This is a genomic window from Marinomonas alcarazii (assembly GCF_003208215.1).
GTDB classification, from domain to species: Bacteria; Pseudomonadota; Gammaproteobacteria; order Pseudomonadales; family Marinomonadaceae; genus Marinomonas; species Marinomonas alcarazii.
In genome coordinates, this window is the sequence record NZ_QKLW01000009.1 from 111,769 (window position 1) to 126,721 (window position 14,953).

Genomic DNA, 14,953 nt, shown 5'->3' on the forward strand with positions numbered 1-14,953 from the left:
GTTATCGACAGTATTTAATGGAATGCCAATTATTAAGTGAGACCTTCTATGAAAATTGATACTCAAACTTATCAAGCACGCCGCGAACGCTTGATGCAATCTTTACCTGAAAACAGTGTGGTGGTTGTTCGAACGGGTGAACTGGCGACACGCAATAATGATTGTGAGTATGAGTTTCGTCCTCATAGTAGTTTTTTCTACTTAACAGGATTCCCTGAGCCAAGTGCCTACGCCATTATTCATGGTGATGGCGAGATGACGTTAGTTACTTTGCCAAAAGACCCTGAGCGCGAGCAATGGGATGGCTTTCGCTTTGGCAGTGAAGGCGCAATAGCGAACTTTGGTGCGAATGAAGCCGCCCCATTAGAGGAATTAGACGCTGTTGCTTTTTCTGCTCTGGACGGCGCCGAGCATGTTGTGTATCTGTTTAATGATGATGTTTTGCGCGAGAAAATTGCGGGTTGGCGTGATGCGATTGCTGCACGAGTTAGGGTAGGTGCGATGGCTCCAACCAGCTTTATCGATCTCGCGCCCCAAGTTGCTGAAATGCGTTTACGTAAGGATGCAGAAGAGATTGCCATCATGGAAGCAGCCGCACAAATTAGCGTCGAAGCTCATAAGCAGGCTATGCGTGCTGTTCGTCCTGGGATGAATGAATACCAGTTAGAAGCCGAATTGAATTATGTGTTTATGAAATCTGGTGCACGCCAGCCTGCGTATAACAACATTGTGGCGTCAGGCAGCAATGCTTGTGTTTTGCACTACATTAAAAATGATGAAGAGATTCAAGCGGGCGACCTGATTTTAATTGATGCGGGGGCCGAATTGGGTTGTTATGCGGCGGACATTACTCGTACTTTTCCTGCAACGGGTAAATTTAGCGAGCCACAAGCTGCTTTATACCAAGTTGTATTAGACGCTTACCATGCAGGTATGAAAGAGCTTAATGTGGGGACGCCTTATGAAGCTTGCCATAATGCAGCGGTGCGGACACTCACTCAAGGTTTAGTGGCTCATGGTTTGTTAACGGGCGATGTGGATTTCCTGATCGAGAGCAAAGCATACAGAGACTTTTATATGCACAATACTGGGCATTGGCTAGGTCTGGATGTGCATGACTGTGGTGCTTACAAAATCGCCGGTGAATCTCGCTTATTGGAAGAAGGCATGGTGCTCACTATTGAGCCTGGCCTTTATGTTTCAGCCGATAATGAATCCGTAGATGCAAAATGGCGAGGCATAGGTATTCGTATTGAAGACGATGTGCTTATTCGTGCCGATGGCCCTTATGTTTTAACTCATGGCTTACCCAAAGAAATCGCTGACATTGAAGCTTTCATGGCTGAAAGTCGATAATCAGTATAATGACCAGACGGAGTAATAAAGATGGCTAAATCGTATGATTTGATAATAGTGGGTGCCGGCATGGTAGGTACTTTGTCTGCGATATTATTAGCCAAATCCTCTTTACGAATTGCGCTTGTTGATAAACATAACGGCGAATATCGTCTGTCGACTCCGCCAGCCTACGATGCTCGAGTGAGTGCTATTTCCAGTCAGTCTAAGGCTTTACTCGAAGCGGCAAACGTCTGGCAGGGCATTGCCCGAGATCGTATCGCCTCTTATGACAATATGGTGGTGTGGGATGGTCTTGGTGAGGGGCATGTAGATTTCAATGCCGGAGAAGCGGTGATGCCTGAGCTTGGGCATCTCGTTGAAAATGCGGTGTTGAACCAGCAGTTAATGGAGCAAGCCCGACACGCAAAGAATATCGATTTGTATTTGGGTGATACGCTAGATTCTCATGAGTTAAGCGAGTCTGGTGTGAGAGTAGAGTTAGCTTCTGGTCATGCGCTTGATGCTCAGGTGATCATTGCCGCGGATGGCGCACTATCTAAGCTGCGTATGGAAAACGCCTTTGACACAATTGAGTGGGATTATGGACACCATGCCATTGTGACCACAATTGAGATTGCCCAGCCCCATGAAAATACCGCATGGCAGAGCTTCGGTGAAGAAGGCATTTTGGCCTTTCTTCCGCTTCCGTCTGTCGAACAAAAACATTTTGTTTCTATCGTTTGGTCGGTGCCGCCACAAGAAGCAGAATCTCTTATGGTGCTTGATGAAGAGACTTTTTGTCGTCGTTTGCATTACGCAATGAACAAGCGTTTTGATGTCTTAGGCATTACACAAACTCGCCAGTCTATTCCATTACGGCAGCGCCATGCTAAACAGTATGTGAAAGCAGGCTTAGCCTTAATTGGCGATGCAGCACATACAATCCATCCTTTAGCTGGACAAGGTGCGAACTTGGGCTTTGGTGATGTAAAGGCGCTGGTGGAAGTGTTAGAAAAAGCCCATGGACGTGGCGAGCACCTTGGTGCGAGTAAAGTGTTGCGTCGTTATCAGCGCGCTCGGATGTTGGATAACATTGCAATGGCGGCAGGGATGGAGTCGTTTAAACGGTTGTTTTCTACCCAGCAGCCATTCATCGTTCAGTTAAGAAATATAGGCATGAAGCGCTTTAACCAGAACGCGTCATTGAAAAAGAAGTTGGTTGCTAAGGCTGCAGGATTGTCTTAGTTCTACTAATGAATTTGCCAATGTTTGTTTCCTATGGCGAAGGTTTTTGGCTTACTTGCAAAACGCTACTTATCTCTGGTTGCAAAAAGGCGCCGCTGTTTTATTCTGCTTAAACAGATAGATAACCAACCCTTGTAAGGTGAAATGGTATGCAGGTAAAAGATCTTCTAAGGCAAACTGATAAACTTCCCAATGTTCCTGATGTCGTTCGGGAGCTCATTTTGTTACTGAATGATCCAGATGTGAATTATTCTGAATTAACAGAAAAAGTCTCCCATGATCAGACTATTTCATTGAAAGTGCTGCGTCTGGTTAACTCGGCTTATTTTGGATTATCGAGAAAAATCTCGTCAATCGATGAAGCGACGGTCTTGCTGGGGACCGAAAAATTGAAAACCTTAGTGATCGCTTCTGGTTTTGCAGGCTCTGTTGCGAAAGTAGAAGGTCTAAAACTTCCAGAGTTTTGGGCGGACTCTTTTCGAGTTGCTGAGTTGGCGCAATGGTTGGCAAAACGTACGCCGCTTGTTCAAGCCGATGAGGCCTTTACTGTTGGTATTGTTCACAATATAGGTCGTTTATTATTACACCTTACAGAACCGGCTATCGCTCAAGAAATTCAAATATTAGTGGCTAACCGAAAAGCGGGTCGAGTAAAAGCTGAGCAAGACTTACTGGGTTTTACGTCTCAGGACGCTGGAAAAGCGTTAATGGACTTATGGAAGTTTCCTCCTAGCTTAGGTCTGGCTGTGCAGTTGCACAAACGCCCGTTTGCAAATGAAGACCCTAATCCTTTGGCATGTGTGTTAAATCTAGCTTGTTATTTGAACGCTTGTATCCGCACTGAGCGAGAATACGATTTGGTGCGTGAAGGCTTTCCTATGGCAGTAGCGAAAGCGGCAGGTTTAACGGAAGGTATCGTGTATGAATTAGAAGATGCCTTGATGATTGGCGATGGGTTAAATCAACTTATTTAATATTCCTTTTATCACCTATTTATTCTATTGATGCTTGCGTTTGTTTAAAGCGATCAGGCAAATGATAATCGCTAGTGTTTAGCGTTCTGTTATGCTAATTTCTTGTCACATTTTATGTGATGCCTTTACGGGATTTTGAAATTTTTTGCTTTCCTATCCGGTAAGTGGCTGAGAATAATTAGAAGGAGAGTGGTCGTATGAGGTTATCTAACGTGCTTGATAAAAAAGGCCGAAAATCTATATTCAGTTCTGTTGGCTTTGTCACATTAGTTACGTCACTTTTTCTCCCTCTTGTGGCCCAAGCAAAGGGTGAGATTAATATTTATTCTGCTCGAAAAGAATCGCTCATCAAGCCAGTATTAGATACTTTTTCGGAAGAAAACGATGTTGTTGTGAATCTTATAACGGGTTCTGCGGATGCCTTGTTAAGTCGTTTAAAAGCAGAAGGCGATGCCAGTCCTGCGGACATGTTTATTACTGTTGATGCTGGGCGTCTACACAGAGCGAAAGCTGCCGGAGTGTTGCAGCCTATTCAAAACGACGTATTAAGTACCAATATACCAAGCCACTTACGAGATAGTGATGGCTATTGGTTTGGCTTATCACAGCGTGCACGTGTTATTTTTTATAATCCTAAAACCGTTTCCCCAAGCGAATTGTCTACTTACGAAGACCTTGCAAACTCTAAGTGGAAAGGGCGTATTTGCGTGCGTTCGTCGGCCAATATTTATAACCAATCTTTGGTGGCGTCGATGCTTGAAGCTGAAGGTCACGAGAAGACACAAGCTTGGATTAAGGGGTTGATCGCTAATTTGGCTCGCCCTCCTTTTGGTGGCGATGTCGATTTATTAAAAGCCGTTTCTGCGGGTGTATGTGATCTAACGTTAGCAAATACTTACTATTATGGTCGTCTTGGTCAGAGTGATCGCCCTGAGGATAGACGAGTTTATGACAGTGTTAAATTATTTTGGCCGAATCAAGCGGAAGGTGAGCGCGGTGCTCATGTAAACGTTAGTGGTGCAGGCATCACGGCAGCGGCAACCAATGTTGAGAATGCAATACTGTTGCTGGAGTTCCTAACAAATCGTGCTTCGCAAGAATGGTATGCTCATGTAAACAATGAATACCCCGTAGTAAAAGGCGTTGGTGCCCCTGAAATGTTGGCACCGTTTGGCACCTTCCGTGCAGACACGATTTCGTTAAGCCAATTAGGTGAGAATAACCGTGAAGCTGTTGAAGTTATGGATACAGCTGGTTGGAAGTGATTTTTCTGGCGTAGGCTCTAAGTAAAGAGCGTCTTATTAAGGTTTTTTGACATTTAATGGCTGATTTAGCTCCCCTGAGTGTAGTAAGTAAATCCAAGTGGAATTGGTTGAAAATAGCGGCAATGATGATTGCCGCTATTTTGGCTTTGCCCATTTTAGTTGTTTTAGTGAATGTCGTAATCGGTGATGGTGAAGTTTGGCTGCACCTTTATCAGACAGTATTAGCTGAATACATTTCAAATTCATTATTGTTAATGCTGGGGGTTGGAGTAGGCGTGCTGTTGATCGGTGTGCCCTGTGCTTGGCTAACAAGCATGTGTCATTTCCCTGGTCGCAACTTTTTCTCTTGGGCATTGCTGTTGCCCATGGCAATGCCTGCTTATATTATCGCCTACACCTATACTGGTGTGTTGGACTTTGCAGGACCTGTGCAAACCTTTATTCGTGAGCTTACGGGCTGGCGCTACGGTGAATATTGGTTCTTTGAAATACGCTCTTTAGGTGGCGCCATGGTGATGTTGACCTTGGTTCTATATCCCTATGTTTATTTAATGAGCCGAGCGGCTTTTTTAGAACAGTCTGAGAACACCCTAGAGGTCAGTCGAACGCTTGGTTATTCCGGTCGCGCTGTATTCTTTAAATTGGCTCTCCCTCTAGCTCGCCCAGCAATTGTGACGGGTCTGACCCTTGCGTTAATGGAAACCTTGGCGGATTACGGCACAGTACAATATTTCAGTGTGAATACCTTTACAACGGGGATTTTACGGACTTTTTATGGTTTTGGAGATATTGCGGCCGCTTCTCAGCTAGCTGGAGTGTTATTGCTGTTCGTTGCTATGTTGATTCTGCTTGAGCGACATTCGCGACGCCGTATACGTTACCATGCTTCGGGTTTAAAAAAGGCCAGTAATCGTCGGATGGTGTTAAACGGCAGTCGAGGCTTATTCGCGACTCTTTTTTGTTCATTGCCTATTCTGGTTGGCTTTTTAATCCCTGTCTTGGTGTTGGCATATTGGGCCATGTTTAAAGCCGAAATGCCGGGCACAAATTTCATTCAGCTGGCATGGAACTCCTTTTACTTGGCTGCTATGGCTTCCCTTATTGTTGTGAGTTTGGCCTTAGTCTTGAGTTATGCGATTCGTCTTAATAACGGTAAAGCGGTTAAGGCGTCGGTGGGCGTTGCTGGCATGGGTTATGCGCTACCCGGAACGATTATCGCGATTGGTACTATTGTGCCTTTAGCGTGGCTGGATCATCGAATTATTGACCTAGTAAAGCATTACAGTGGGGAAAGCGTCGGTCTGCTTTTTTCTGGCACCTTGGTGGCGTTATTGTTTGCTTACTCTGTTCGCTTTATGGCGGTTTCTTTGGGGGCTGTGCAGAATGGCCTTGGTAAGATTAAGCCCAGTATGGACATGGCTGGACGCTCCTTGGGGATGTCTCCCTTTAAAGTGCTAGTGCGGGTTCATGTGCCTTTATTAAAAGGTTCTGTGCTGACAGCCATGCTCATTGTTTTTGTGGATGTGTTAAAGGAATTACCAGCTACCTTGGTGCTTCGACCATTTAATTTTAATACGTTGGCAGTTAGAGCGTTTGAGCTGGCTTCTGATGAACGGCTTGTTGACGCTGCGCCTGCTTCGTTGATGATTGTGTTGGTGGGATTAGTCCCTGTTATTTTACTTAGTCGTTCTATTTCGTCACGCTCAGGGCATTAAAAATAAGGTTTTATATGACTTCATCACCGCTTTATACCTCGTTGAAAGAATTAACACTCAGTGGTGTTTCTGTCGGATATGACAAGGAAGTGGTCGTCAAAGACGTATCGTTTCAGCTATTGGAAGGTCAAATCGGCTGCTTGCTGGGTCCGAGTGGTTGCGGCAAGTCAACCTTGTTACGAGCGATCGCAGGTTTTGAGCCTTTGATGGCTGGGGAAATACGCATTGATGGTGAGGTGATTTCAAATTCATCTTACAGTGTGAATCCTGAGCACCGTTATATTGGTATGGTTTTCCAGGATATTGCGTTGTTTCCCCATCTTACTATTGCCCAGAATATTGCTTTTGGTTTGTCTGCTTGGCAGAAAAACTTAATAGAAGAACGGGTTGCCTACTTATTGGATTTGGTGGGGCTGTCTGGTTTCCAATCGCGATATCCGCATTCTTTGTCTGGCGGTCAGCAGCAGCGTGTCGCTTTGGCGCGAGCGATTGCGCCAAAGCCTAAGCTCTTGCTTATGGATGAACCCTTCTCTGGGCTAGATGCCAAATTGAGGGAAGAGTTGGTGCCAGATATTCGCCGTATTCTCCAGCATGAAAAAATGAGTGCTTTATTGGTGACACACGATCAGATGGAAGCCTTTGCAATGGCGGACCAAGTGTCTGTTATGGACGCAGGGAAAGTACATCAAACAGGTTCACCGTATCAAATATATCACCGTCCTGAAACTCGCTTTGTGGCCAGCTTTATAGGACACGGTGACTTTTTGACGGCGACCGTATGTGGCTCAAATTGTGTTCATTCTGATTTAGGAAATATACGTGGTGAGCTGGATCATGGCTTTGCTGATAATGAACAAGTGGATTTATTAGTTCGTCCCGATGATATTTTGCACGATGATGACAGTGAATTTGTTGGTGTGATTGTGAGTAAGTGGTTTCGTGGCTCGCATTTTTTATACCGAGTGAAATTATCTTCTGGTAAGGTTGTGTATTGCTTCGCTTCTTCTCATCACAATCACTCAGTTGGCCAGGAAATAGGTTTGAGTGTGCACCTAGATCATCTTGTTATGTTTTCGCGCTAGGTGAACAGACCTTAATTTAATCCCAGCCCTTGTTCGTGGCAGGTTTCCATTAGTCCTTCAAAGTCGTATTCGGTCAAATCCAAATGATCGAGTACGTAATGACCCACTTTCTCCCATTCATAATCCTTGTCTACATTGCCTATGTGTTTGTAAGCAGAGGCAATGTGTTCGGCCATTTTTAAAATAGAAGCAAAGGTTAGGTTGATCGAATCTCCAGCCACGCGATGGGTAAATAAAAAATCAATACGATGATGTTTGGCGATAACAGCGCAACAGCTTTTCGGTAAGCCCCAAGATTTTGCAAGGTAATAGCCAACAACAGAGTGATTGGTTTTAAAGGCTAGGTTTTCAAAGTCCGTTAATCGGAAGTTAGGATCCTGGTAGCCTTTTATTAGTACCTCTTTGTAACCTTTGAAACGCTTTAGCATTAATGGAATGCCTGCGTTATGGAAAAGGCCAAGTGCGTAACATTCATCTTGGTACTTGAAGTTTAGTTGGCTGGCTAGGCTGGAGCTGATTGCAGCAACATCCGTTGCGGTATCCCAAAAACTGTGTAGAGATTGAATGGTGTCATCAGAGAGTTCGCTTTTTACCGCCAAGCTGTTGACGATATTGGTGACACTGCTTGTGCCTAGAAGAGTCACTGCTTGTTGGACGGATGCAATTTTTCTGGGTAGGTTAAATGCGGCAGAGTTGACCAGTTTTAATACCGCTGCTGAAAGGCTGACATCTTGTGAAATAATATCGGATATACGCGCCATGTCTGGGTCAGGCATGGCTTGCTCCATATGTAAATCCACCATGATTTGTGGCTGTGGTGGTATGCTGATGCCTTGCAATATACGTTTTAGCTGACTTTCATTTAATGTATGTGACATGAAATTTATGCACTTTTTGTAACAAGTATAAGGGGACAATTACGTAATTCATGGCAATTGAAACTAGAGTAACTATAATAACGTTTTTTTAAATATACTGGGTGAAAATTTTGAGTGTTATTCGACTAAAAGGTCAAGCTGATCGCCGTTTACGAGCTGGGCATCAATGGATTTACAGCAATGAAGTAAACACTTCAGAGACGCCATTAAAGCAATTTACTCCTGGTGATCAGGTTGTTGTCGAAACCGCACAAGGTAAACCTCTTGGTATTGCAACGATTAATCCAAATACATTAATTTGTGGGCGTTTAATCAGTCGTAGTACGGATACTTTCCTGAATAAGTCGACATTATCCCACCGCCTTAAGATAGCATTATCTTTGCGAGAAATGACCTATGCAGCGCCGTATTATCGTCTGGTATTCGGTGATTCTGATGGTTTATCTGGTCTAGTGGTTGACCGTTTTGCTGATATCTTAGTGGTGCAAATTTCCACAGCGGGCATGGAGCGAGTAAAAAACGAAATCATCGAAGCTTTACAAGATGTGGTAAAGCCATCGGCTATTTTGATGAAAAACGATGGCAAGATGCGTCAAATCGAGGGTTTAGAAACTTATGTTGAAGAAGCGTTCGGCACGGTGCCAGAATTGGTTTTTCTTCAAGAAAATGATGTGTTGTTTCAAGCGCCTGTGTGGGATGGACAGAAAACGGGTTGGTTCTATGACCACCGCGAAAACCGTAAAACCATGCAGGGATTTTGTGATGGCAAACGTGTTCTAGACGTTTTTTCTTATATTGGTGGTTGGGGCGTTCAGGCGGCCTCTGCAGGTGCAACAGATGTGACCTTTATTGATGCGTCTGAAAGTGCATTAAGTCATGTCGATGAAAACCTAAAATTGAATCAATATGAAGGCGGCTCGACCTTGATGCATGGCGATGCTTTTGAAGCTATGCAATCGTTAATTGAAGACAAAGAGCGTTTCGATGTCGTGGTTATGGACCCGCCAGCGTTTATTGCTCGTCGTAAAGACATCAAAGCAGGCGAGGGAGCCTATCATCGCGCCAATCAACTGGCTATGCGTTTGGTTGCAAAGGGTGGTGTCTTGGTGTCTGGTTCTTGTTCAATGCACCTAGAGACTGCTCGATTACACGATATTATCCGCAGTAATAGTCGTCAATTAGAGCGTTTCTCACAATTGATTTATCGTGGCACGCAAGCCCCGGATCATCCTGTGCATCCGGCGATTGAAGAGACGGAATACCTTAAAGCGATGTTTTACCGCATTCACAATAATATGGGCTTGTAAGCTTGTTACTGTAATGCGTTGCTAACAAAAAAGCGCTGTCAGATTGGATCTGACAGCGCTTTTTTTTGATGCTCTGTAAGCTTCTTTTAGTCTCTTAATGAAATGTGTTGCCAGTTGCGCTCCTGGGCAATCTTGGTCAGTGTCTCATCTGCATCAACGGCAATGGGATGAGAGACTAGCTCTAATAGCGGTAAGTCATTACGGGAATCGCTATAAAAATAACTGCCTTCCATGGAGTGTCCCGTTTCAGCAAGCCAATCATTTAAACGTGTGACTTTGCCCTCTTGGAAGCTGGGAACGCCAACAACTTTTCCTGTGTAGTGACCGTCAATCACTTCGGGAACCGGGGCAATAATGTGATCCATTCCCAAAGCATCTCCAATAGGACCCGTAACGAACTGGTTGGTCGCCGTGATCATTAATAAGAAATGACCTTGGTCTTTATGATGTTTTAGCAAAGCGTTGGCTTTTCTCTGCATCATTGGCTGAATTTTTTCTTGCATGAAGGTGTTGTGTAGTTCAGCTAGCTCTTCTTTAGAAAATTTCGTTAGGGGAGCTAAACTAAACGCAAGGTATTCATGAATGTCTAGGGTGCCAGATTGATACTGAATAAAGAACTTGTCGTTAGCTTCTTTGTAGACCTGTGTGTCGACTAAGCCTTTCTCAACGAGAAACTGTCCCCAAGTGTAATCACTGTCACCATTTAATAATGTGCCATCTAAGTCAAATATTGCGAGTGTCACAAGCTGCCCTTAATTCTTCAAAAGTGCCTGAATTATAGCCTCGCAGACAATAAATAACAGTAGTCTTAATTGTGCAGATGGGGGAATTATGGAACAATGAATCTAATTTATTCTTATATTAGAAGGTGATGGCTCGTGATTGATGCAGACGGATACAGACCGAATGTGGGCATCATATTGATGAACGAGCGTGGCCAGCTTCTTTGGGCGAGACGAGTTGGGCAAAATGCTTGGCAGTTTCCACAAGGAGGTATCAAATCCAACGAGACACCTGAAGAGGCTTTATTTCGAGAGCTTAAAGAAGAAGTAGGGCTAGATCCCCATCAGGTGGAGATAATAGGCAAGACTCGAGGATGGTTACGTTATCGTCTTCCTAAGCGCATGCTAAGACACAATAGTAAACCTTTATGTATCGGGCAAAAACAGAAATGGTTTTTACTTTCTATTCGTTGCGCCGATGCATCTGTGTGCGTGGATGGAACAGAAACACCAGAGTTCGATGGCTGGCGCTGGGTAAGCTATTGGTACCCGCTGGGTCAGGTGGTGGCATTCAAAAAAGATGTGTATCGCCGAGCGCTGAAGGAGCTGATTCCAAGTGCGCTTCGCAGCTTAGAAAAAAATAAGTCTATGTCTTAATGATGGAGATTATATAGATTGATGGGAGAGCTATGTTAAGTTTATTAAGGCGAATTACCCAAGAGGTGACTGCTGCACAGTCTTTGTCTGCCGCACTCGACATTATCGTTCGACGTGTTCGTAGAGCGATGCGTGCAGAAGTGTGTTCGATATATTTAGTCGACACCAACACCCAAGAATATGTCTTAATGGCAACACGTGGTTTGAATGCCGATATGGCCGGCAATATAAGCTTGAAAGCGGATGAGGGCTTGGTCAGTTTAGTTGGTCGAAGAGCAGAGCCTGTTAACCTTGAAGATGCGCATATTCACCCATCATTCCATTATTTAAAAGGCACAGGTGAAGAACGTTATCGCTCTTTTCTAGGTGTTCCTATTATACATCACCGTCAAGTATTAGGCGTGCTGGTGGTACAGCATGAAGATAAGCGGCGTTTTGACGAAGGTGAAGAAGCCTTTCTGATTACGTTATCCGCTCAACTTGCGGGTGTTATCGCTCACGCAGAAGCGACAGGCGCGATTACTAATCTTAGTCCCAACGCTATTCCGAGTGGTTCCGACTTCCGTTATAAAGGCATTCCAGGGAGTTCTGGGGTGGCTATTGGCCGCGGTGTGGTGGTTTTCCCGCCTGCGGATTTAGACGTTATCCCTGATCGTATTTCTACTGATCCTGAAGAGGATATTCAGGACTTCTATCAAGCGCTTGATGCGGTTCGACAAGATATTCGCCGTGCCAGTAATCGAATTAGTCAGCATCTTTCCGCTGATGAAAAAGCACTTTTCGATGTGTATTTGAAGATTCTGGACGATAACTCCATTGCCGGTGAAGTGGTTCGTAAAATCCAAGAAGGCAACTGGGCTCAAGGTGCGTTAAGACAAGTTATTCAGGCGCATATCCAGCAGTTTAACCGCATGGATGACCCGTATTTACGCGAGCGAGCATCAGACCTTCGAGATCTTGGGCGTCGCATATTATCGCATCTACAAGAGAAAGCGCCGAATTTATCAGAGCGCTTTAGTGAACCTTCTATCATTATTGGCGAAGAGCTGACTGCGTCCATGTTGGGTGAAATCCCCATTGATAAGATCAAAGGGTTAGTCTCTGTGATGGGGTCTGGTAACTCGCATGTTGCTATTTTAGCTCGTGCGATGGGCATTCCAACGGTTATGGGCGCATTAGATTTGCCTTATGCCCAGTTAGATAAAGTTGATCTGATTGTCGATGGGTATTTGGGCAAAGTTTACACCTATCCATCGGAAGCGCTTATTGAAAACTATCAACAAATTGTTGATGAAGAGCGCCAGCTCGAAGAAGAATATGAAACGTTAAAAGATTTACCTTGTGAAACCTTAGATGGCCGACGTCTATCTTTGTATGTAAATACCGGCTTGTCCGCAGATATTGCTCGCTCCTTGGATCGTGGCGCGGAAGGCATTGGGCTGTATCGTACAGAAGTGCCTTTCATGGTACGCGATCGTTTCCCAACAGAAGCTGAGCAGGTGGTTATTTATCGCCAGCAATTAGAAGGTTTTGCTCCAGCGCCTGTCACGGTTCGTACTTTAGATATTGGTGGTGATAAAGCGTTACCTTATTTTCCTATTAATGAAGCCAACCCTTTCTTGGGTTGGCGTGGCATCCGAGTCACTTTGGATCATTTGGAAATTTTCATGGCGCAAATTCGTGCCATGATAAAAGCCAGCGCGGGTCTACATAACCTGAAGATCATGTTGCCAATGATTTCGAATGTGGCTGAGGTTGAAGAGGCGCTTGCGCTTATTCGCCGTGCTTATGCCGAAGTAAAAGAAGAAGGCTACGACGTTAAAATGCCTCAGGTAGGCGTAATGATTGAGATTCCCGCTGCCGTTTATCAGGTTAATGAATTGGCTGAACTGGTCGACTTTTTGTCAGTGGGAAGCAATGATTTAACCCAGTATTTGCTGGCCGTAGATCGTAACAATCCTCGTGTAGCGGATCTATATAACTCATTTCACCCGTCTGTTTTACGTGCTTTATATAGCATTGTTGATCAAGTGCGAGACGAGGGCGTGGGGCTGAGTGTGTGTGGTGAAATGGCGGGTGATCCTATGGGAGCCATTTTATTAATGGCCATGGGATACGATGTGTTGTCCATGAGCTCGACCAGCCTTCCAAAAGTGAAAGCGGTGATTCGCAATATTTCTATGGGGCAGGCTCAAGCAATGCTTGATGAGGTGATGAAACTATCTCATGCTGAGGCAGTCACACAAACCATGACTCGACTTATGCGCGAAGCCAATATTGAGCGTTTGATTCGACCTTCCAAAACTAACAATGTAGATTAATTCCTACCAGAGGTTCGCTTCACTATTATGATTTCATACCCAGATATTGATCCTATCGCTGTATCCATAGGGCCAATTTCCGTACATTGGTACGGCATAATGTATCTAGTCGGTTTTGCCGGAGCCTACTTATGCGGCATGTATCGTGCTAAACGTTCTAATGGACTTTGGACGCCAGAAATGGTCAGCGACGCTATTTTTTATGGCGCGCTTGGTGTTATTTTAGGTGGCCGAGTTGGTTATATTCTGTTTTACCAATTCCCCGCGTTTGTTGATAACCCGCTGATTTTAGTTCGTATTTGGGAAGGCGGTATGTCTTTCCATGGCGGATTATTAGGGGTTATCGCCGCAATGTACCTTTTCGCGCGCCGTTACAATAAACACCTTGTTGATGTGACGGATTTTCTTGCCCCCTTCGTTCCTATAGGCTTAGGTGCTGGACGATTAGGTAACTTTATTGGCGGCGAGCTATGGGGCAAACCAACAGATGTTTCCTGGGCGATGATTTTTCCAAATGACCCGTTGCAGCTTGCTCGCCATCCTTCGCAGCTCTATCAATTTGCGTTAGAAGGTGTCGTGTTGTTTTGTATATTGTGGTTCTTCTCTCAAAGACCAAAACCACGTTACTGTGTCTCCGGTATGTTTTTGCTCTGCTATGGCATTTTTCGAATTCTTGTCGAATTTGTCCGTGAGCCAGACATCCAAATTGGTTACCTAGCTTTTGGTTGGCTGACACAAGGGCAGCTCCTGTCTTTACCTATGGTGATTATCGGTGCTGGTTTAATTATTGCTGGCTTTAAACTGAAAATCTTCCCGCAAGCCAGTGCTGCAAAGTAGCTAAAAAGGTTTAGCGTCAGATTAAAACCAGCCATAGGGCTGGTTTTTTTGTACCGGTAATTTTAACCTTGTCAGTAGATATCATGCAGAGGGATAACTTATGAATCGTACCGGAATGCTTACTTTTTTCTGTGGAAAAATGGGAGCAGGTAAATCGACCAAATCCAAAGCTTTATCTGTTGAAAAAAACGCAGTACTGGTGTCGGAAGATGATTGGCTTGCCGCACATTATCCCAATCAAATTCACTCTTTCGAAGATTACTTAACTTTCTCTGGGTTGATAAAACCGTTTGTGAAAGCGCATGTGCAGAATATTTTGCAGACTGGAACCAATGTGGTGATGGATTTTCCTGCCAATACCGTGAACCAGAGAGCATGGTTCAAAAAGTTATGCTCTGATATTCAGTGTCAGCATGAGCTTATTTTTCTCGATTTAAGTGACGAGCAATGTCTTGCTCAAATTGCGAAGCGTCGCGCTGAGCAGCCTGAACGAGCTCAGTTTGATAACGAAACAGTCTTTTATCATGTTACTCAGTTTTTTCAGGCTCCATCCGAAGATGAAGGTTTTAACGTCATCAATGTTGTTTAATACAAGTGTCGAGAAAAGGGCAG

The 14,953-nt window shown here is 44.5% G+C and carries 13 protein-coding genes; 11 read left to right on the forward strand and 2 right to left on the reverse strand.

From position 1 onward, the window contains the following. Positions 1–48: 48 nt before the first annotated feature. From DFP75_RS15600 to DFP75_RS15625, 6 genes are all read left to right on the forward strand, one after another. Complete coding sequence (locus tag DFP75_RS15600) at positions 49–1,356, forward strand: aminopeptidase P N-terminal domain-containing protein (protein WP_110576979.1); 1,308 nt, start codon at positions 49–51, stop codon at positions 1,354–1,356. A gap of 30 nt (positions 1,357–1,386) precedes the next feature. After that, positions 1,387–2,583, forward strand: a complete 1,197-nt coding sequence (locus DFP75_RS15605; RefSeq protein ID WP_110576980.1) for a UbiH/UbiF/VisC/COQ6 family ubiquinone biosynthesis hydroxylase — start codon at positions 1,387–1,389, stop codon at positions 2,581–2,583. A 149-nt stretch (positions 2,584–2,732) separates the two neighbouring features. Next, on the forward strand, positions 2,733–3,557 hold the full coding sequence (locus tag DFP75_RS15610) for an HDOD domain-containing protein (protein ID WP_110576981.1): 825 nt from the start codon (positions 2,733–2,735) through the stop codon (positions 3,555–3,557). A gap of 197 nt (positions 3,558–3,754) precedes the next feature. Further along, complete coding sequence (locus DFP75_RS15615; protein ID WP_110576982.1) at positions 3,755–4,822, forward strand: Fe(3+) ABC transporter substrate-binding protein; 1,068 nt, start codon at positions 3,755–3,757, stop codon at positions 4,820–4,822. A 56-nt stretch (positions 4,823–4,878) separates the two neighbouring features. Next, entirely contained in the window at positions 4,879–6,537 is a 1,659-nt protein-coding gene (locus DFP75_RS15620; protein ID WP_110576983.1) for an ABC transporter permease, read from the forward strand. A 14-nt stretch (positions 6,538–6,551) separates the two neighbouring features. Further along, positions 6,552–7,619 (forward strand): ABC transporter ATP-binding protein, encoded by a 1,068-nt coding sequence (locus DFP75_RS15625; protein WP_110576984.1) that lies wholly within the window; start codon positions 6,552–6,554, stop codon positions 7,617–7,619. Between the two features lie 11 nt (positions 7,620–7,630). Here DFP75_RS15625 and DFP75_RS15630 read toward each other — a convergent pair whose 3' ends face one another. Next, positions 7,631–8,497, reverse strand: coding sequence for an HDOD domain-containing protein (locus DFP75_RS15630; protein ID WP_110576985.1), 867 nt, complete (start codon positions 8,495–8,497; stop codon positions 7,631–7,633). Positions 8,498–8,607: 110 nt separating this feature from the next. Here DFP75_RS15630 and DFP75_RS15635 point away from each other — a divergent pair, with 110 nt between their 5' ends. After that, positions 8,608–9,804, forward strand: a complete 1,197-nt coding sequence (locus DFP75_RS15635; protein WP_110576986.1) for a class I SAM-dependent rRNA methyltransferase — start codon at positions 8,608–8,610, stop codon at positions 9,802–9,804. A gap of 86 nt (positions 9,805–9,890) precedes the next feature. Here DFP75_RS15635 and DFP75_RS15640 read toward each other — a convergent pair whose 3' ends face one another. Further along, positions 9,891–10,547: a histidinol-phosphatase gene (locus DFP75_RS15640; protein WP_110576987.1), complete on the reverse strand. Its 657-nt coding sequence runs from the start codon at positions 10,545–10,547 to the stop codon at positions 9,891–9,893. 135 nt (positions 10,548–10,682) lie between these two features. On the opposite strand from DFP75_RS15640, the gene DFP75_RS15645 reads away from it, so the two are divergent. From DFP75_RS15645 to DFP75_RS15660, 4 genes are all read left to right on the forward strand, one after another. Beyond that, positions 10,683–11,183, forward strand: a complete 501-nt coding sequence (locus tag DFP75_RS15645; protein WP_110576988.1) for an RNA pyrophosphohydrolase — start codon at positions 10,683–10,685, stop codon at positions 11,181–11,183. 32 nt (positions 11,184–11,215) lie between these two features. Then, on the forward strand, positions 11,216–13,504 hold the full coding sequence (gene ptsP / locus DFP75_RS15650; protein ID WP_110576989.1) for a phosphoenolpyruvate--protein phosphotransferase: 2,289 nt from the start codon (positions 11,216–11,218) through the stop codon (positions 13,502–13,504). Between the two features lie 27 nt (positions 13,505–13,531). After that, positions 13,532–14,341, forward strand: a complete 810-nt coding sequence (gene lgt, locus DFP75_RS15655; RefSeq protein WP_110576990.1) for a prolipoprotein diacylglyceryl transferase — start codon at positions 13,532–13,534, stop codon at positions 14,339–14,341. A 100-nt stretch (positions 14,342–14,441) separates the two neighbouring features. Next, positions 14,442–14,930 carry a P-loop nucleotide/nucleoside kinase family protein gene (locus DFP75_RS15660; protein WP_110576991.1) on the forward strand — a complete coding sequence of 163 codons (489 nt, stop codon included), beginning with the start codon at positions 14,442–14,444 and terminating at the stop codon, positions 14,928–14,930. The last annotated feature ends 23 nt before the right edge of the window (positions 14,931–14,953 follow it).